At 63.8% G+C, this 17,848-nt stretch carries 21 protein-coding genes; 13 read left to right on the forward strand and 8 right to left on the reverse strand.

Going from position 1 to position 17,848, the window contains the following annotated elements; all coding sequences use genetic code 11:
* Positions 1 to 2: 2 nt before the first annotated feature.
* Positions 3 to 629 carry a class I SAM-dependent DNA methyltransferase gene (locus ACTXGA_RS14230; RefSeq protein WP_443394711.1) on the forward strand — a complete coding sequence of 209 codons (627 nt, stop codon included), beginning with the start codon at positions 3 to 5 and terminating at the stop codon, positions 627 to 629.
* A gap of 116 nt (positions 630 to 745) precedes the next feature.
* Here the strand turns inward: ACTXGA_RS14230 and ACTXGA_RS14235 are convergent, their stop codons facing one another.
* The gene (locus ACTXGA_RS14235) at positions 746 to 1,501 is read right to left on the reverse strand and encodes a class II aldolase and adducin N-terminal domain-containing protein (protein WP_443394713.1); all 756 of its coding nucleotides are present in this window, start codon (positions 1,499 to 1,501) and stop codon (positions 746 to 748) included.
* Positions 1,502 to 1,615: 114 nt separating this feature from the next.
* Here ACTXGA_RS14235 and ACTXGA_RS14240 point away from each other — a divergent pair, with 114 nt between their 5' ends.
* Positions 1,616 to 2,014, forward strand: coding sequence for a hypothetical protein (locus tag ACTXGA_RS14240; protein ID WP_443394715.1), 399 nt, complete (start codon positions 1,616 to 1,618; stop codon positions 2,012 to 2,014).
* A 4-nt stretch (positions 2,015 to 2,018) separates the two neighbouring features.
* Here the strand turns inward: ACTXGA_RS14240 and ACTXGA_RS14245 are convergent, their stop codons facing one another.
* Entirely contained in the window at positions 2,019 to 2,438 is a 420-nt protein-coding gene (locus tag ACTXGA_RS14245) for a VOC family protein (RefSeq protein WP_443394717.1), read from the reverse strand.
* Between the two features lie 85 nt (positions 2,439 to 2,523).
* Here ACTXGA_RS14245 and ACTXGA_RS14250 point away from each other — a divergent pair, with 85 nt between their 5' ends.
* Both ACTXGA_RS14250 and ACTXGA_RS14255 read left to right on the forward strand, forming a co-directional pair.
* Entirely contained in the window at positions 2,524 to 4,008 is a 1,485-nt protein-coding gene (locus tag ACTXGA_RS14250; protein ID WP_443394719.1) for an AMP nucleosidase, read from the forward strand.
* 133 nt (positions 4,009 to 4,141) lie between these two features.
* A complete protein-coding gene (locus ACTXGA_RS14255; RefSeq protein ID WP_443394721.1) occupies positions 4,142 to 4,429 on the forward strand; it encodes an HU family DNA-binding protein in 288 nt (95 codons plus the stop codon).
* A 125-nt stretch (positions 4,430 to 4,554) separates the two neighbouring features.
* Here ACTXGA_RS14255 and ACTXGA_RS14260 read toward each other — a convergent pair whose 3' ends face one another.
* From ACTXGA_RS14260 to ACTXGA_RS14270, 3 genes are all read right to left on the reverse strand, one after another.
* Complete coding sequence (locus ACTXGA_RS14260; protein WP_443394723.1) at positions 4,555 to 5,139, reverse strand: ImmA/IrrE family metallo-endopeptidase; 585 nt, start codon at positions 5,137 to 5,139, stop codon at positions 4,555 to 4,557.
* A 131-nt stretch (positions 5,140 to 5,270) separates the two neighbouring features.
* Positions 5,271 to 5,969 (reverse strand): GNAT family N-acetyltransferase, encoded by a 699-nt coding sequence (locus tag ACTXGA_RS14265; protein WP_443394725.1) that lies wholly within the window; start codon positions 5,967 to 5,969, stop codon positions 5,271 to 5,273.
* Entirely contained in the window at positions 5,970 to 7,361 is a 1,392-nt protein-coding gene (locus ACTXGA_RS14270; RefSeq protein ID WP_443394727.1) for an aminotransferase family protein, read from the reverse strand. It lies immediately after the preceding gene.
* Positions 7,362 to 7,733: 372 nt separating this feature from the next.
* Here ACTXGA_RS14270 and ACTXGA_RS14275 point away from each other — a divergent pair, with 372 nt between their 5' ends.
* The 3 genes from ACTXGA_RS14275 to ACTXGA_RS14285 all read left to right on the forward strand — a co-directional run bounded on the left by ACTXGA_RS14275 (position 7,734) and on the right by ACTXGA_RS14285 (position 10,913).
* The gene (locus ACTXGA_RS14275) at positions 7,734 to 8,732 is read left to right on the forward strand and encodes a taurine ABC transporter substrate-binding protein (RefSeq protein WP_443394729.1); all 999 of its coding nucleotides are present in this window, start codon (positions 7,734 to 7,736) and stop codon (positions 8,730 to 8,732) included.
* 112 nt (positions 8,733 to 8,844) lie between these two features.
* Positions 8,845 to 9,651, forward strand: a complete 807-nt coding sequence (locus tag ACTXGA_RS14280; protein ID WP_443394731.1) for an ATP-binding cassette domain-containing protein — start codon at positions 8,845 to 8,847, stop codon at positions 9,649 to 9,651.
* On the forward strand, positions 9,648 to 10,913 hold the full coding sequence (locus tag ACTXGA_RS14285) for an ABC transporter permease (protein WP_443394733.1): 1,266 nt from the start codon (positions 9,648 to 9,650) through the stop codon (positions 10,911 to 10,913). Before ACTXGA_RS14280 ends, ACTXGA_RS14285 begins: the two co-directional genes overlap by 4 nt.
* A gap of 108 nt (positions 10,914 to 11,021) precedes the next feature.
* Here ACTXGA_RS14285 and ACTXGA_RS14290 read toward each other — a convergent pair whose 3' ends face one another.
* A complete protein-coding gene (locus ACTXGA_RS14290; RefSeq protein WP_443394735.1) occupies positions 11,022 to 11,549 on the reverse strand; it encodes a luciferase domain-containing protein in 528 nt (175 codons plus the stop codon).
* Positions 11,550 to 11,629: 80 nt separating this feature from the next.
* Entirely contained in the window at positions 11,630 to 12,109 is a 480-nt protein-coding gene (locus ACTXGA_RS14295; protein ID WP_443394737.1) for a c-type cytochrome, read from the reverse strand.
* 233 nt (positions 12,110 to 12,342) lie between these two features.
* Here ACTXGA_RS14295 and ACTXGA_RS14300 point away from each other — a divergent pair, with 233 nt between their 5' ends.
* Positions 12,343 to 12,930 (forward strand): TetR/AcrR family transcriptional regulator, encoded by a 588-nt coding sequence (locus ACTXGA_RS14300; protein WP_443394739.1) that lies wholly within the window; start codon positions 12,343 to 12,345, stop codon positions 12,928 to 12,930.
* A gap of 60 nt (positions 12,931 to 12,990) precedes the next feature.
* On the opposite strand, the gene ACTXGA_RS14305 is transcribed toward ACTXGA_RS14300, so the two are convergent.
* Positions 12,991 to 13,908 carry a zinc-ribbon domain-containing protein gene (locus ACTXGA_RS14305; protein ID WP_443394741.1) on the reverse strand — a complete coding sequence of 306 codons (918 nt, stop codon included), beginning with the start codon at positions 13,906 to 13,908 and terminating at the stop codon, positions 12,991 to 12,993.
* Between the two features lie 171 nt (positions 13,909 to 14,079).
* Between ACTXGA_RS14305 and ACTXGA_RS14310 the strand changes: the two genes are divergently transcribed.
* The 5 genes from ACTXGA_RS14310 to ACTXGA_RS14330 all read left to right on the forward strand — a co-directional run bounded on the left by ACTXGA_RS14310 (position 14,080) and on the right by ACTXGA_RS14330 (position 17,826).
* Positions 14,080 to 14,757, forward strand: a complete 678-nt coding sequence (locus ACTXGA_RS14310) for a cell division ATP-binding protein FtsE (RefSeq protein ID WP_443394743.1) — start codon at positions 14,080 to 14,082, stop codon at positions 14,755 to 14,757.
* Positions 14,754 to 15,656 (forward strand): cell division protein FtsX, encoded by a 903-nt coding sequence (locus ACTXGA_RS14315; RefSeq protein ID WP_443394745.1) that lies wholly within the window; start codon positions 14,754 to 14,756, stop codon positions 15,654 to 15,656. The genes ACTXGA_RS14310 and ACTXGA_RS14315 overlap by 4 nt, the downstream gene beginning before the upstream one ends.
* A complete protein-coding gene (locus ACTXGA_RS14320; protein WP_443394747.1) occupies positions 15,656 to 16,378 on the forward strand; it encodes a lysophospholipid acyltransferase family protein in 723 nt (240 codons plus the stop codon). The genes ACTXGA_RS14315 and ACTXGA_RS14320 overlap by 1 nt, the downstream gene beginning before the upstream one ends.
* Positions 16,365 to 16,970: a pyridoxamine 5'-phosphate oxidase family protein gene (locus ACTXGA_RS14325; protein WP_443394749.1), complete on the forward strand. Its 606-nt coding sequence runs from the start codon at positions 16,365 to 16,367 to the stop codon at positions 16,968 to 16,970. Before ACTXGA_RS14320 ends, ACTXGA_RS14325 begins: the two co-directional genes overlap by 14 nt.
* 115 nt (positions 16,971 to 17,085) lie before the next feature.
* Positions 17,086 to 17,826 carry a hypothetical protein gene (locus ACTXGA_RS14330; RefSeq protein ID WP_443394751.1) on the forward strand — a complete coding sequence of 247 codons (741 nt, stop codon included), beginning with the start codon at positions 17,086 to 17,088 and terminating at the stop codon, positions 17,824 to 17,826.
* Positions 17,827 to 17,848 lie beyond the last annotated feature (22 nt).

Below are 17,848 nucleotides of genomic sequence, written 5' to 3' on the forward strand. Positions count from 1 at the left end.
CCATGCAGGATGATCCCGATCTGGACGCGGCCTACGGGCTGCAGACCCCCGACGACAACCGCCGCCTCTATGCGCAATGGGCGGCGACCTACGATGATGAATTTGCGGTGGACATGGACTACATGCTGCCGCTGCACGTGGCAGAGGCCTATGCCGCCGCAGGCGGGCAGGGGCCGGTGATCGACCTCGGCGCCGGCACCGGCCTCCTTGGCGCGGCGCTCAAAAGCTGCGGAATCGATCCGGCCGACGCCACCGACCTGAGCCAAGAAATGCTGAACGTGGCGGCCAACAAGGGGCTCTACGCCCGGCTTTTCACTGGGGATCTGCTGGATCGGTTGCCGGTCGAGGATGGCGCCTACGCGGGCGCGGTCAGTTCCGGCACCTTCACCCACGGCCATGTCGGCCCCGAGGCTCTGGACGAGGTGCTGCGCGTGGTGCGCCCCGGCGGCGCTGTCGCCCTGTCGATCAACGCCGAACATTGGGCGGCCAAAGGATTTGCCGCCCGTTTCGACGAACTGGGGCCGCGCGTCTCTGACCTGATCTTGCGCGAGGTGCGCATTTACGGACCCGAGGCGACAGGCCCCCATGCCGGGGACCTCAGCCAGGTCGTGACCTTCACGCGGGTCTGACAGCGTGCGATCTGCCACCAAGAGCCGTGCACTGCTTCTTTGGTTTTGAAAAAACCCTCGGGGGAATCGCCGCAGGAGACGTGGGCAGCGCCCCCGCCACCCGTTCCACAGGCGCGTCAGGTCGCGTAGTCTGACCCTTCCTCGTCAAGGATCGCCTTCAACTCCTCCAGGTGGTGATGATCGCCGCCCGGATATTCCTCGATTTCCCGCGCGGTCTTCTCGGCGACCTCGTCGGACAGGATGTCCAGCGGCTGCCCGGTCTGCAACGCGGTGACATAGACCTGCGCCGCGCGTTCGAACATGTACATCCGGTTAAAGGTCTCGGCCACGGTGTCGCCGATGATCATGATGCCGTGGTTGCCCATGATCAGCGTCTTGACCTTGGGGTCCGCCATCAGTTCCGCACAGCGCGCGCCCTCTTCCTCGAAGGCCAGCCCGCCATACTGATCGTCCACGGCCTGACGGTTGAAGAACATGGCCGCGTTCTGATCCAGTGGCGGCAGGCGCTTGTCCTTCAGGCAGGCCAGCACCGTCGCATGGATCGAATGCACATGCATGGCACAGCGCGCATGGGCGCAGGCCCGGTGCAGCCCGCCATGCAGGCCCCAGGCGGTCGGGTCCGGCGCGCCGGGGCGGTTCAGCGTCTCCGGATCGTTGGCATCCACCACCAGCATGTCGGATGCCTTGATCCGCGAGAAATGCTTGCGGTCCGGGTTCATCAGGAACTTGGTCCCGTCCTCATTGATCGACAGGCTGAAGTGGTTGGCCACGGCCTCATGCATGTTCAGCCGGACCGTCCAGCGAAAGGCAGCGGCAAGGTCCACGCGTTCCTGCCAGTGGTCGATATTGGCGATGTTGTGGGGGGCGTTCATGGCAGATCTCCTTTGCGGGCGAAGAGTGGCCCCGGGCCGGGATGATGTCAAACGCGCAGCAGGTGCCGAAACATCCGGAACCCTGTAATCTGGCACCAACCGCAGGAGCCGCACATGCGCCGAATCCTCTCCGCCGCGCTGGTCTATGCGCTGATCGTCTTTGCGATCGGTTTTGGTTTGGGCACCCTGCGCAACCTTGTCCTGATCCCGCTGGTCGGGGTGCTTCCGGCGGTCCTGATCGAGCTGCCGTTCATGCTGGCCGCCTGCTGGTTCGTCGCCCGTTGGGTCGTTGCCCACAAGCAGGTGCCTGCACAGGCTGTTCTGCGTCTTGGCATGGGGGCCGGGGCTCTCGTGATCCTGACCGGTCTGGAGGCGCTGACCGCTTTCCTGCTGTTCGGCCTGCCGCTGTCGCTGTTCTTCTCCGGCTATCTCACCTTGCCGGGGCTGGCGGGTCTGAGCGGACAACTGATCTTTGCGGCGATCCCGGCGCTTTTGCTGCTGGCGCGCCGCTGACGGCCTACAAAACCCGCGACGGGACCCAGGCATAGCCATCCGGGCAGATCAGGTAGCATTCCCGCAGCCCGTGCGGCTTGTCCGTCGGCGGCTGCAGGACCTGCATGCCCATGGCCTCGGCCCGGGCGGCGGCCTCGTCCGGGTCGCTGTCATAGAGGCGCAGTTCCGCCCCGGCCCCGCGCGGCGCGGCCTCGGGCAGAAAACTCAGGTAGGGATTGGCGTGATAGGTGCTGTCCGAATGCAGCTGAAAGACCGCCGCCCCATAGCGCAGGATCGCGAAGTCCCGGCTGATACGGTGCGCGCTCATGCCGAACACCGTCTCCAGCATCGCGCACTGCATAGGCACGTCCCTCACCAGCAGGTTCAGCCCCAATCCGCGCAGGCTGGCGCCAAAGTCCTCAGCAGAAACACACTCGTAATCCATGTCAGATCCCATGACCTTTTTTGAGCAACTTGAACCCGGCCCCACTTGCTGTCACCCTCCGGCCAAAACCACCCGAGGAGCGGTCATGCAGGATGCGGCAGAAAATCTCGACATCGTCACGCCGGATGTACCCGGACCCGAAAGCTTTGACGATGCCGCGGCGGCGGTCGAACGCCTCAAGCTGCTCTACGATACCGCCGCGGTCTTTCTGCGCGACAGCTTTCTGAAGGCGATGGCAGAGGGCCACCCGGGCGTGCGCCTGCGCGCCTTCTATCCGGAGGTCCGCCTGACGACGACGCGCTTCGACAAGATCGACAGCCGCCTCAGCTTTGGTCATGTGACGGAACCGGGCACCTATGCCACCACCGTGACGCGCCCCCACCTGTTCCGCAACTATCTGGAACAGCAGATCCGCCTGCTGTTGGGCAATCACGGCGTCCGGGTCCGCATCGGTGTGTCGGAGACCCCGATGCCGGTGCATTTCGCCGTAGCCAATTTTCCCGGCGTGACCGTACCGCAGGACGGCGCGGCCAGCTTTGCCCTGCGCGACGTGTTCGACGTGCCGGACCTGTCCACCACCAATGATGACATCGTAAACGGAGAGGCGACCCCGGCGGACGACGGCACCCGCCCGCTGGCCCCCTTCACCGCGCAGCGCGTCGATTATTCGCTGGCCCGTCTGTCCCATTACACGGCGACCGATCCGGAGCATTTCCAGAACCACGTGCTGTTCACCAACTACCAGTTCTACGTCAGCGAGTTCGAGGCCTATGGCCGCGCCATGCTGGCCGATCCGAACAGCGGCTACACCAGCTTTGTCAGCACCGGCAACGCCGAGATCACCGACCCGGACGCGCCGCTGCTGCACCCCGACCGCATGCCGCAGATGCCCACCTATCACCTCAAGCGGCCCAAGCAGAAGGGCATCACGCTGGTCAACATCGGCGTCGGACCGTCCAACGCCAAGACGGCGACGGACCATATTGCCGTCCTGCGTCCCCACGCTTGGTTGATGGTTGGCCACTGCGCGGGCCTGCGCAATTCGCAGAGCCTTGGCGACTACGTCCTTGCCCATGCCTATCTGCGTGAGGACAAGGTGCTGGACGACGATCTGCCTGTCTGGGTTCCGATCCCGGCGCTGGCCGAAATCCAGATCGCGCTGGAAAACGCGGTCGAACATGAAACGGAACTCAGCGGCTTCGATCTCAAGCGTGTCATGCGGACCGGCACTGTCGCCTCGCTCGACAATCGCAACTGGGAACTGCGTGAGAACAGCGGCCCGGTCAAACGGCTCAGCCAGTCCCGCGCCATCGCTCTGGACATGGAAAGCGCCACGATCGCGGCCAACGGCTTTCGCTTTCGGGTGCCTTACGGGACCCTGCTATGCGTCTCTGACCGGCCTCTGCATGGCGAGTTGAAGCTGCCTGGCATGGCCACGGACTTCTACAAAACACAGGTCAGTCGCCATTTGCGCATCGGGATTCGCGCGATGGAGGCGCTGCGAGATATGCCTCTGGAACGCATCCACAGCCGGAAATTGCGCAGTTTTGAGGAAACGGCCTTCCTTTGACGTTGGGGAAATCGACACAAAATGCACTTTTTGGGCCTCTGCGTGTGCCCCTAATCGTTGTGTTTTCCCCCCATATCCGGTTTTAATGCGCGGCAGAGGCCCTACATTGACGGGCGGCGAAGGAGACCATGAAATGGCGAAACCGATGACCAAGACCCAGCTGGTGGCAGCACTGGCCGAAAAAATGGATGCGGACAAGAAAGTGGCAAGCGCCGCTCTTGACGCGATCTGCGAACTCATCACGGACGAAGTGGCCGCTGGCGGCGCCGTGACCCTGCCCGGCGTTGGCAAGGTCTACTGCAAGGAACGCCCCGAGCGTATGGTGCGCAATCCCGCGACGGGCGAGCAGTTCAAGAAAGAGGCCGACAAGCAGGTCAAGGTGACCATCGCCAAGGCGCTCAAGGACAGCGTGAACGCCTGAACCAAAATCTGAATCGGCCGTCCCGGCCGGTCAGATCGAAAGGGTCGCCATGGCGGCCCTTTTCTCTTTTTCAGGCATCCTTTCCCGCCACGCTGATCGGCGGTTCCGGACCCGCGAAACCCGTTTCAGAACTCAGCCCGCTCCGCCCATTCATACCGGTCGCCAGCACCGTTTTCCGGCGGCAGGTCCAGTGTGGAGGCGCGCTCATAGACCTGCTGCGTCGGCACGTTCAGCGTCTCTGCCACCAGCACCGCATGGCCTTCGTACCAGAGGGTGCAGAATTCCTCTTTCGGCATCAGCAGGGCGCGCGCAAACCGCCGCGCCTCGCGCATGGCGCCGCGGTCGGTGGGCGCGTGCAGGACCTGGATGCCGCAACCCGGATGCGCCTCACGGGTGGGGGGGACATGCAGAATCCAGTGACCTATCCCCATTGCCGCCATGAACCGATCCTGCCGCGGTTTGCCCCTCTTCGGCAGGTAGATCACCGCCTTGCGGTCCAGCGGCACGTCCAGCAGAATTTCATGCGGCGGGCCGGAGTATTCGATGTCCACGTTCAGCGCCCGGCACAGAACATCGGGCGGTCCGCCGTCCTTGACCGTCAGCCCGGGCGTCTGCGAAATCATGTCGGCGATCGTGTCGTCGATCTCCGCATCACTCTGCCCGCAGGCCAGAGGTTCGACATAGGGGTAGCTTGGGTATCTCGGCGGCATGGAAACCCTCCGCATCAGGCGGCCTTCGCGGTCCTTGGCGGACCGAATTGCAGGGTTGTGTCACACAAAAGGTTTCCGCTCCCTGAAAAGGGGCAGGGCATTACTGACAATCGAAAGTATTCGCCGGGTGGTCAGTCCCGTGCGGTCAGTCTGCTTAACGACTGTTTCTGCCGTCCCCCGGCATCGAAATTCTCTGCCGCCAGCCATGTTTCGAACGCTTGGCGCAGGACCGGCCATTCGCTGTCGAGGATCGAGAACCACGCGGTATCGCGGTTGCGGCCCTTGTAGACCAACGCCTGCCGAAAGACCCCTTCAAAGGTGAACCCCAACCGCAGCGCCGCCCGCCGCGAAGGCGCGTTCAGCGCGTCGCATTTCCACTCATACCGGCGATAACCCAAATCCTCGAAGACGTGCTTCATCAGCAGGTACTGGACCTCTGTCGCCGCGCGCGTGCCCTGCAAGGCGGGCGAAAAATGGATAAAGCCAACCTCGATCGAGGCCGCTCCGGGATTGATCCGCAGCAGCGACAGGAAACCGACAGGCCTGCCCTCCACCATGACGGTGTAGAACAGGGGGTCGCGGCTCGGCGCTTTGCCCGCCACCCAGTCGCGGGCATGGGCAGGGTCGCGAAATGGCGTTTCCGCGCCCAGATAGGTCCAGCCCGCCGGATCGGTGAAGACTTCGAAAAAACCGTCGGCGTGCCGTTCTGCCAGCGGCTCCAGCCTGACATAGGCGCCCTGCAGCACCTCATGCGTCGGCAAGGGGCGGGGCAGGGACAGATCGACGGGCAGCCCGATGGGCTGCCCGAATTCGTTCAACCGATGGTCCATTCAGCCAAAGACGCGGCCAAGCGCACCGTCCACGGCAGAGAGGATCTCGTTGATGTCGTCCTTGGTGGCAATCAGCGCCGGAGAGAAACACAGCGTGTTGTTCTTGCCGGGGACCGACCGGTTGGTTGCGCCGATGATGACGCCCTGACCCATGCAGTCGCCCACCACCGCCTGCACCTTCGCCTCGGGGGCGGGGTCCTTGCTGTCGCGGTCGGTGACCAGTTCGGCACCAAGGAACAGGCCCTTGCCGCGGACATTGCCGATGATGGCGTGACGGTCGGCCAGCGCGTTCAACTGGTCCAGCATGTAGTCGCCCATGGCGGTGGTGTTGGACAGCAGATCCTCTTCTTCGATGATCGCCATGTTCTCGATCGCCGCCGCCGGACCGGCGGTGCAGCCGCCAAAGGTCGAAATATCGCGGAAGTAGTTCAGCGGATCGCTGGCATCGTCCTTGAACAGTTCAAAGACCCGCTCAGAGGTGACGCAGCAGGCGATGGCGGCATAGCCCGAGGCCACGCCCTTGGCCATGGTCACGAAATCCGGTTCGATCCCGTAGTGCTGATAGCCGAACCATGTGCCGGTGCGGCCCAGACCACAGACAACCTCGTCGATGTGCAGCAGGATGTCGTACTTGCGGCAGATTTCCTGCACCTTCTGCCAATACCCCTCGGGCGGGACGATCACGCCGCCGCCTGCGGTCACCGGCTCAAGGCAGAGCGCGCCGATGGTGTCCGGTCCTTCGGCAAGGATCACCGCCTCGATCTGGTCTGCCGCCCATTCGCCATAGTGCTCGGCGGGGGCGCCCTCCTGCTCGTGCTTGCGGTACTCCAGGCAGTGCGGCACCCGCACAAAGCCGGGGGTAAAGGGGCCGTATTGCGCGTTGCGCTCATCCTGACCGCCCGCCGACAGGCAGGCGATGGTGGTGCCGTGGTAATCGCGGTCGCGGAACAGGATCTTGTTCTTCTTGCCGCCATACCGCTTGTGCGCGATCTGACGCACCATCTTGAAGGCCTTCTCGTTCGCCTCCGAGCCCGAGTTGGTATAGTAGACGCGGGTCAAGCCCGGCATCTTGGAAATCAGCTTTTCCGAGAACAGCGCCCCCGGAACAGAACCGGCCGAGCCTGCGAAATAGGGAATACGGCACAGCTGATCATAGACCGCCTTGGCGATCCGTTCGCGGCCATAGCCCACGTTCACCGTCCAGACCCCGCCGGACACCGCGTCAAGGTGCTCTTTGCCCGCCTGATTCCAGACGCGCATGCCCTTTCCCTCGATGATGATATTGGGATCCTTTGATTCGAAGGGCTTGTGCTGAATCAGGTGGTGCCAGACGTGGGCCTTATCAGCCTCGACCACGTGGCTCAGATCGTTCTGGGAATAGGTGCCGTCCATGGGTTCGCCCTCCGTGGCGTGACTCACACATTTGCTCGGGATGCTAGCACATGTGCCAGAATGATTAGCAAGGGTTAGGGCCAGAGTTGGCGCGCATATAAGTCCAGTTTTCGGACCCAAAGCAGGGCAAATGAAGGGCCTGTTGGCGCTTTGTCAGAAAAATCAAACGGCTAGGTAAATTCACAACTTCCAAATGCATCCGCTGTTGTCTGCTAATCGGCCCATCTGTCCGGATTAATCGTTGATCGAACGCGTGTTTTCCGGTCCGAATTGGGCAGAGCGCCCGACACGAGGCGCCGGGGTACGCGCCTGTGCGCGTTCAACTGACAGATCCGCCCTCCGGGGCGGGACACCAACAAGGGAGATAACGCGATGAAATTCAAGACAACACTCAAGGGAGCAGCGGCGGCTCTGGCTGTACTCGCCGGCACCTCGGCTGTCTCTGCCCAGGAGATAACCGTAGGCTACTTCCTCGAATGGCCGATGCCGTTCCAGTACGCCAAGGCCGAAGGCATGTACGACGACGCCATGGGCGTAAAGATCAACTGGGTCAGCTTTGACACCGGCACCGCCATGTCGGCGGCGATGGCCTCCGGCGATGTGCAGCTCTCCGTGTCTCAGGGCGTCCCGCCCTTCGTGGTTGCCACCTCCGCCGGGCAGGACCTGCAGATCCTCGACGTGGCTGTCAGCTATTCGGAAAACGACAACTGCGTCGTGCTCGAAGCGCTGGAAATCGACAAGGACTCGGCCACGGAACTCGAAGGCAAGAAGGTCGCCGTGCCGCTGGGCACCGCCGCGCACTATGGCTTCCTCAAGCAGATGGGTCACTTCGGCGTCGATATCTCGACCCTCGAAGTGGTCGACATGGCGCCGCCGGATGGCGCTGCGGCCCTCGCTCAGGGATCGGTCGACATGGCCTGCGGCTGGGGCGGTTCGCTGCGCCGCATGAAAGAGCACGGCAACATCCTGCTGACCGGCGCCGAAAAGGAAGAGCTGGGCATTCTGGTGTTTGACGTGACCTCCGGCCCCGCGGGCTGGGTTGCCGAAAACTCCGACCTGGTGTCCGAGTTCCTCAAGGTGACGGCAGAGGCCAACGCCATGTGGGCGGATGAGGCCAACCACGACAAGATGCTGCCGGTGATCGCCAAGGACGCGGGCATGGATCCCGACGCCACGATGGCCACCATCTCGACCTTCATCTTCCCGACCGTGGAAGAGCAGCTCTCGGCCAAGTGGCTGGGCGGCGGCGCGCAGGAGTTCATGAAGGGCGTGGCAGACGTCTTTGTCGAGGCCGGCTCGATCGACGCGGCGCTGGACAGCTACGATGACAACGTGAACGTTGGCCCGCTGTCTGCCGCCTCTGGCATGTAACACCACCGGACGTCGCCGGGCCCAAACGGGCCCGGCGGTGCAAGCCGGGCGGTCCGCGCAAGCGGATCGCCCACCCCACAGGCCCCCTGAAATCAAGAACTGGAAGACAGGCATGAGCGGACTGTCCATTGAAAAGATATCCATGCGCTTCGACCTGCCCAACGGCACCTCGGTGCAGGCGCTCAAGGATGTGTCGCTGACCTTGGCCGAAGGCGAACTGCTCAGCGTGCTGGGGCCATCGGGCTGCGGCAAGACCACGCTGTTGAACATCGTGGCCGGGTTTCTTGCGCCCACCTCCGGGCAGATCACCCTCAACGGGCACAAGGTCAAAGGCCCCGATGCCGAACGCGGCATGGTGTTTCAGCAAGGCGCGCTGTTCGAATGGATGAGCGTGCGCGAGAACGTCAGTTTCGGCCCGCGCATGGCGGGCAAACGCGAAAGGGACTGGGGCAGCAACGTCGATCACCTGCTGGACGTGGTCGGCCTGCGCGACTTCAAGGAAAAGGCGGTCTACGAACTGTCAGGCGGCATGCAGCAGCGCGTGGCGCTGGCCCGCTGCCTTGCCAATGACCCGGACGTGATCCTGATGGACGAACCACTGGGCGCGCTGGACGCGCTGACGCGGGAAAAGATGCAGGGCCTTGTGCTGAAACTCTGGAAAGAGACGGGCAAGACCATCATCCTGATCACCCACTCGGTCGAAGAGGCGCTGTTGTTGGGTGAACGCCTGCTGGTCATGGCCCCGCGCCCGGGCCGCATCCACCGCGAATACCGCCTTCCCTTCGCCGACATGGGGGTGAACGCGGACCTGCGTGAGGTCAAGAAACACCCCGACTTCGGCGCGAGGCGCGAAGAGATCCTCGGCATGATCTGGGACATGGAAGAAGAAATCATGGGTCGCGCGGAGGAAAGCGCATGATCGTTTTTGCCATCTACATCGCGATCTTCGTGATCTCCTTTTTCGTGGTGAAATTTGTCGTCCACAAGACGGTGACCGATTTCACCTCGCTCAAGACCGTGACCTTCGGCGACGAAAGCGCGGTCAAACCCAACCGCATCGCCAGTGTGATCTCCGTCCTGTCGATCTTCCTGCTCTGGGGCGCCTTTACCGGGTCCAGTTTCGTTCCCGGCTTCCTGCACGCGCCGGGTCCCTTCAAGGGCGACGCGACCTTCACCTATACCGCAGAGGCGGACGGGCAGGACCCGGACGATGCCACCGTAACGGTGCGCGTCTTTGAGGTGGGCACCGATGTCGAGACGCCAGAGATCGACCCGGGCGAGGGCTGGGCCAAGAATGATGTCGATACTGTCGGTGCATGGCGCTCGGGCCTGATCCGCGTCGACCGCAACGATGAATTCGGCCGTGACGAAAACCACCGCGTCGTGGCGGTGAACGGCCAGCCGATCGCGCCCGGGCAATCGGTCCAGACCGAATTCGGCCGCGTCGGCATGTCGCCCAAGGGCACGCTGAATTTCGAACCGGCCAAGGGCTGGCAGATGGAGCCGATCTGGCTACCGCCTCCTGAGGCCGTTCTGGCGCGTCTGGGTGAGATCGCCAACGAGGGGTACCGCGATTCAACCCTGTGGGAGCATCTGGGCTACTCGCTGTTCCGCGTTGTCGTCGGCTTCTTCTTTGGCGCGCTGATCGGCATTCCGCTGGGCTATGCCATGGGTCTGTCAAACTGGTTCCGTGGCTGGTTCGACCCGATTGTCGAATTCATGCGCCCGGTGCCTCCGCTGGCGCTGATCCCACTTGTCATCATCTGGGCGGGCATCGGCGAAACCGGCAAGATCATCCTGCTGTTCCTTGCGGCGCTCTGGATCATGGCCATCGCGGCGCGGGCGGGCGTGTCCGGCGTAGCGATATCAAAGGTGCACGCCGCCTATTCGCTGGGCGCGTCGAAGTTCCAGATCATGCGCCACGTCATCATGCCGAACTCGCTGCCGGAGATTTTCACCGGCGCGCGGGTGGCGATGGGCGTCTGCTGGGGCACCGTGGTCGCTGCGGAACTGGTCGCCGCGGAAAAGGGTGCGGGCATGATGATCATGGTGGCGTCGAAATTCCAGCTGACCGACATCGTCATCATGGGGATCATACTGATCGGCGTGATCGGCTTTGGCATCGATATCCTGATGCGCATCGCTGAAAAGGCGCTGGTGCCGTGGAAAGGCAAGATCTGAGGCGACACACTCGCCATTTCGGAAAACGGGAAAGGGGCGGTTCGACCGCCCCTTTTTCATGCAACGCCCACGGCGCCAACCGGATCACGCCGCGCGAGCGGAGGCGATCTACCCGCCGGTCCCGGTGACAAATGCGTAGGACGCAGCAACAAGGTCCAGAACCACGGTCAACTCGTCCCGGTTGGCGGGCGTATAGATCATCACGAAACCCTGCCACCCCTGCCGTTGATCGGCCCAGGGATGGCTGACCGCCCATCCTGCCTTGATGGCCTCTTCCGCAAGGGCCGGAGGCAGCGAGGCATGCAGGCTGCCGTCCGGGTGCAGATGGGCGAATTCGCGGCCACCGACGATCACCTCGGGGCGGGCCAATGGCACGTTGTCACGCACCCAGAACCCCTTGGCCCCCGGCAGGGAAACGACTGTATTGCGGATTTCCACCCCCGGAATGGCGGCCACGCGGTTCAGCAGTTCGGCCGACAGTTCGGGCACCGGCGTCACCCCGATCTGAACATGCGGTACGCTGTTCGTGGTGCGTGGGGCTGGCGTTTCGCGCCGGGGCAAGCTGTCTGCGGCCGCGACGCCGGTCGACAGGAGGACAGCCGCCAAGACCGGCCAGATTTGTCCAGGGATATTCATTGAGGGGGCTCCCAAAGAAGCGTCGTTCGACGGGGCGAGGCCGGTCGAACGACGCCTGAAACTGTCCAAAGCCGATGGCTTCAGTTCGCTTCCGCGCGATAGGCCTTGTGGCAGGCACCGCAGGCGCCGCCCAACTGCCCCATCGCCGCACCGATGGCCTCTGCTCCGTCACCAGACGCGGCCTTCATTGCCTCGGCTGCGGCCAGCAGATCGGCGGATTTCTGACCGGCATCGGCGAAATTCTCCCACAGGGCGGGCAGGGCGCGGGTGTCTTCGACGGCAGAATTGTCTGACCCCGGTGCCCAGGCCTGCGGCTGGTGAATCGACGCGGTCAGCACGATGTTGTTGGCCGCCAGCATGGCCGCCTCGGCATCATAGTCCGTCTGCCCCTTGGCCATCGCGCCAAGGATCCCGAGGTTGAAGCTGTAAAGCTGCATCTGCGCCTTGCGGGCCTTGATGCCCGCGGCAAAGGGATTGCTCGCGTGGCTTTCGGCAATTGCGCCCCCTGTGGTCACCGCGATGACCAAACCGGCTGCGATCCAGACGTTTTTCAGTTTCATTCCGTATTCCTCCGACCGTGAAAAGGTTGCGAACCCGGCATCCCATCCCGCATGTTCCGGACACAGCAGCACCTTTCGGAGCCTCGGGGGTCCGAGGTGTTCCGGTGGCAGATGCATATCTGAGGCGCGCGATGCGGCGTTCAGGAGAGAGGGCAGGACGGCATGGATTCGATAAAGAGATTTATAGAACACAATGTATCGTTTCGCAACAAAATGATCTATAAGTGCAAGGGATGAGCCAAGCCGAGGATCCGCGCCTGACCGCGACCCGCAATCACGCGCTTGATGCGGCACTGACCATTCTGCAGGAACAAGGGGTTCTGGCCGTCACGCACGGATCGGTCAGCGCGGCGACCGGCATTTCGCGCAGCACGCTCTATCGCCACTGGCCCAAGCTGGAGGCGCTGCGCAACGATGCCTTTCTGCTGGCGGCGACCTCACCGAAATTCACCCCCCGGACCAATGGCCCCCTGCGCACCGATCTCTTGTGGATGATGGGCAACCTGATGACGGCGCTGAACGAAACGCCCTGGGGCGCGGTGGCGCCTCAGGTCATCGCGGTGGCCGCGACGGACGCCCGCGCCCGCACGGTGATCGAAAGTTTCATGAAGGACCGGATGACCACTCTTGAAAGCGTGTTTGCCGCCGCCCGCGACCGCGGAGAGCTGAGCGATGCCGCACCGGTCCGCCAGCTGGTCGAAATGGCGATTGCGGTCCCCTATTTCAGAAAGCTCATTGCCGGCCTGCCGCTCACGCCGGAATGGCTTGACGCGCATGTGGACATGATCTGCGGCTTGGCGACGGCAGCACCGCCGGACTGACCCGGCCCATCCCTTGGAACATGACGCGGGGTTCGGGCCGTCACCGCCCCCGCGCAGGGATCAGTTGTCCTCGATGGGATCCGGGTCCGGGTCGGGCGCGGGGTCCGGGTCGGGCGTGTCCGCCTCCGAACTCATCTGGTCAAGCTGCCCCAGCAGGGCCTTGACCTTTTCGTCCAGCCACAGCCGCCCCTTGTCCACCGTTTCCGCGTAGGCGTTCAGATAGGGGGCCGCTGCGGGCACCTGCTGCGAAAGTTTCGGCACGTTGAGGTAAACGGCCAGCGCGATCGCCGCCAGCACGACCATCAGCAGGAAACCACGGGCAAAGCTGGATTTCTTCTCGGCTGGCGGTTCGCTGCTGTCCCGGTCGATGACCCGCGGCTCCGACGAGGACCGCAGCGTCTGGTTGATCTCTTCGACGTCCGGCAACAGATCCTTGCGAGAGGCGGCGGCCGCTGCCGCAGCGGCGGCGTGCAACGCGGGTTCCGGCTCGTCCGCCTCCGGTTCGTGCTGGTCGGGGGCCTCTGACAGGTCCTCGCCCTTGATCCTTGCCATGCGCTCGCGGCTTTCGCGGGCGCGGCGTGCCTGTTCGTCCTCGTCGGGCTCTGCCAGTCCAAGGTCGGGCTGCGTTTCCAGCGACTCGGCGGCGCGCTGCTTTGCCGTGAATTCGCGTTCCTCCCGGAACAGTTCCGCCATTTCCGGATCAATCCGGCTGGCCGGTTTTTCGGGGTCCGGATCGGCTGGGGTGTCCGGTTCCTGTTCGGGCGCGGCTGTCTGCGCCGGTTCTTCCGGTTTCGGCGCTTCAGGCTCTGCGGCGGGCGTCGGCGCGGGCCGCAACGGACGGGCGGCCGTGCCCTGTGTCACCCGTCGCTGAAACCACGTATGGCCGCAGTTCGAACATTGCACATCCCGCCCCGCCTCGGGGATTACCTCGAGTGGCACATCATATTGAGCACCGCAATTGGGGCAAACCAGCCGCATTCCACCTGTATCCCGTCTTTTCGTCCCGCCCTGGCCACCCCCCGGCGGCCCCTCATCCTTCCTAAGTTGCCCCGGTCGGCGGGAAAAGTCCAATATTCACCGGCTTGCGTTGCATGATCCCGGCGCGTCGGGCAAAAGTGCCACGACTGAACTGGCAGAGGCAAAGCCCCCGTGATCGAGCTGGACAACGTGGCCTATTCCTACAGCGGCGAGGCATTGCTTTCGGGCATCTCGCTGCAACTTGCGCCCGGGGCGTTTCATTTCCTGACCGGGCCTTCGGGGTCGGGCAAGACGACCTTTCTCAAACTCTGCTACGGTGCGCTGCGGCCCACCGACGGGACTATCAGCCTCTTTGGCGAGGACGTGACGCAGATGGACCGCGATGCCGTGGCCTATGCCCGCCGCCGCATCGGGGTGGTGCATCAGGACTGCCAGTTCCTCGATCACCTGCCGGTGGCGGAAAACGTGGCCCTGCCGCTGACCGTCTCCGGGGCGGCTTCCTCCGATCAGGCCGACAACCTGCGCGAGTTGATGACTTGGGTCGGGCTGACCTCCAAGTTCGAGGCGCTGCCGCCGGAACTGTCTGGCGGCGAACGTCAGCGCGCGGCATTGGCGCGCGCGCTGATTCTGTCGCCCGACGTGATCCTTGCCGATGAACCCACCGGCAACGTCGACTGGGAAATGTCGCAGCGCCTCCTGCGGCTGCTGGTCGAGCTGAACCGGATGGGAAAGACCGTGATGATCGCCACCCATGACCTTGCCCTGATCCGCGCCGCCAAAAGCCTTGTCTCGGCCCGCGTGCTGCGCATCGCCAACGGCCAGTTGCAGGCGGCGGGGGTGGACCTGTGAAGGCGGTGATCGACCGGCTGCGCGTGGTCGTGACGCGCGACGCGGCAGCCGACCGCGTGGTGCCGCCCGCCGGCTTCACCGTGCGGCTGACCCTGTTCACCGCCGCGGCCATGGCCTTTCTGACGGTCTTTGCGCTGGCGCTGTCGCTGGCGGCGGGCCGGATGGCAACCACCTGGGGCGATGAACTGGCCAGCGCCTCCACCGTGCGCATCTCTGCGCCAGAGGGGCAACTGGACGCGCAGACCGCTGCCGTGCTGCGGGTGCTGGAACAGACGCCCGGCGTCGCCTCGGCCCGTGCCTTGGACGATGATGAACAGCGCGCCCTGCTGGAACCCTGGTTCGGCCCCGATCTGCCTCTGGAAAGCCTGTCTTTGCCGCGCCTGATCGAGGTGCAGGAAACATCGGACGGGTTCGACGCGGACGGCTTGCGCCTGCGCCTGCAGGCAGAGGCCCCCGGCGCGGTGCTGGACGAACACAGCCGCTGGCGGCGGCCGCTCGTGACGGCGGCGGCGCGTCTGCGGCTCTTTGGCTGGACGGCGATCCTGCTGATCGGCGCGGCGACCGGGGCGATGGTGACACTGGCCGCCCATGCCGCGCTGGCCGCCAACGCGCAGGTCATCGCGGTGCTGCGGCTGGTGGGCGCGACGGACGGCTATATCGCCTCCGCCTTTGTGCGCCGCTTTACCCTGCGCACGCTGACCGGCGCCGGGGCGGGCACCTTTGCCGGGCTGGTGGCGGTGCTGATGATGCCCTCCGGCGATCTTGGCGGCATCCTGACCGGTCTGCGGTTCAGCGGTCTGCAATGGCTGCTGCCGCTGCTGATCCCGCTCCTGGCCGGTGCCGTCGCCTTTGTCGCCACCGAACTGGCCGCCCGCCGGGTATTGGGAGAGCTTGCCTGATGCGCTGGATCCTGTCCTTTCTCTTTGTCATCCAGATGTACGCGATGATGGTGCTGATGGGGATTGTCTATCTGCCTTGGGCGCTGTTCTCGCCCCGGGGCGCGCGCCATGCCTGCCGCACCTATTGCCGCTGGGTGCGGTTCACCGCGCGCATCATGGTGGGCCTCAGGACAGAGGTGCGCGGCCCGGTCCCCACCGAAGAGGTGCTGATCGCCGCCAAACACCAAAGCTTTCTGGACATCATCCTGATCTTCGGCGCGGTGCCGGCGGGCAAATTCATCATGAAGCGCGAGCTGATGTGGTTCCCGGTCATCGGCCAATACGCGCTGCGCATCGGCTGTGTCCCTGTTGAACGCGGCAAGCGCGGGCAGGCCATCGCCAAGATGCTGCGCGACGTCGCCAAGGGAGAGGCCGACGCAGGCCAGCTCATCATCTACCCGCAGGGCACCCGCATCGCGCCCGGCGTGCGCGCGCCCTACAAGGTGGGCGCGGCGCTGCTCTATCAACAGACCGGCCAGCCCTGCGTGCCCGCCGCCACCAACGTGGGCGTGTTCTGGCCGCGCAGGGGGATCTACCGCAAACCGGGCCTTGCGGTGGTCGAATTCCTGCCGGTGATCCAGCCGGGCCTGTCCAAGGACGCCTTTATCAAACGGCTCGAAGACGAGGTGGAAACCGCCTCGAACAAGCTGATGAGAGAAGCCGGATTCGATGCGAAGGATTGAGACCCGCGCCGATCTCGAAACGCTCTACGGTGCACCGGTCCCCGCCGCACTGACAAAGGTCGCCCGCCACCTGACCCCGCTTTACCGCCGCTGGATCGAAGGCGCGCGCTTTTGCGTGTTGTCGACCGTCGGGCCGGATGGCGTGCACGGCTCTCCGCGCGGCGATGACGGCCCGGTGGTGCGGGTGCAGGACGACACGACCCTGCTGATGCCGGATTGGTGGGGCAACAACCGGCTGGATTGCCTGCATGACATCGTGGCGGACGGGCGCGTGGCGCTGCTGTTCCTCGTGCCCGGCACCAATACCACCGTCCGCGTGAATGGCCGCGCGATGTTGACCGACGACGCCGACCTGCGCCAAGGCTTTGCCAAGGGCGATCGCCTGCCCACCACGGTGATCGTGATCAAGGTGGCAGAGGTCTACACCCAATGCGCCAAGGCGCTGATGCGCTCGGCGCTCTGGTCCGGTGAGGATCAAGCGCAGGGGCTGCCGACTGTGGGGCAGATCCTCGCGGATATGACGCAGGGCGCGGTCGGAGGTGCGGACTATGACGCCACCTACGAGGAAAAGGCCAAGCCCCGGATGTGGTAAACCACTCAGTGCCTTAGCCCTTGTCGCCTGGATGCCTGCGCTCTGCTTTTGAAAGAGAGCAATAGACTACCATAAATTGTGTTATGCTGACTTCTCCTAATCAGGAGTTGATGAAATGCTTTTTCGCAAAATATTCTTTTCGATCACCCTCGCTATTACGGCTTGGTCCATGCCTTCGATGGCTCCGGCTCAATCGTTGATGGGGTTTTGTAAATCCGCTGACGGATCATGCCGCGCTCTTGCCGTCGAAGTGGAAAAGCGGCGTGTGTCGGATGGTGTGACCATGCGGCGCCCAACGCTGGACCCTGGCTCGTTGCTTTGTGGGCCGGAAAACCCCAACTGCTGCCCGCCAGAGCTGATGCCAGTGTGCATGGCCCATGCCGATGTTCTGGTGGACCAAGCGGTAACAGTTCTGGTCAAATCCGCGATTGCCAAGGATTGCCCGTTTTCCGCCAGCGTCTGTGAAGGGTTCGGCTCATTTTATTGTGGCGTGGATCAAGGGTGGAATCCTTGGAGCGGCTGTCAGGACGCGATCGTGGTGCGCGACCCGGAACCGCCAACCGTTTGCCCCGAAGGTCAACGACCCGCAGGAAAGCCCGGCCTGTGTGAGCCGATTTCCTGTTTCCATCCGGTCTTCCATGTGGAAATTCCCTGTGGACCGAACTTCGACGATGATGTTTTTACCAGAGTGGATTGGGCAGATCTGGCAGGGCGAGGGGGCGATGATGCACTTGGCAATCTGTTGCGTTTGATGGCATCGGACGACGTGCAGCGCGAAGCCAACAAGGCGCTTACCCAGGAGTTTGGTCAAGAGATCGACAGGCTTCGTCAACGGTTGCAAAACGTACAGCGCTGAAGGACTGATAAGCAAAATGGGC

This window comes from Antarctobacter jejuensis, assembly GCF_052266595.1.
In the GTDB taxonomy this organism is placed as follows: Bacteria; Pseudomonadota; Alphaproteobacteria; order Rhodobacterales; family Rhodobacteraceae; genus Antarctobacter; species Antarctobacter jejuensis.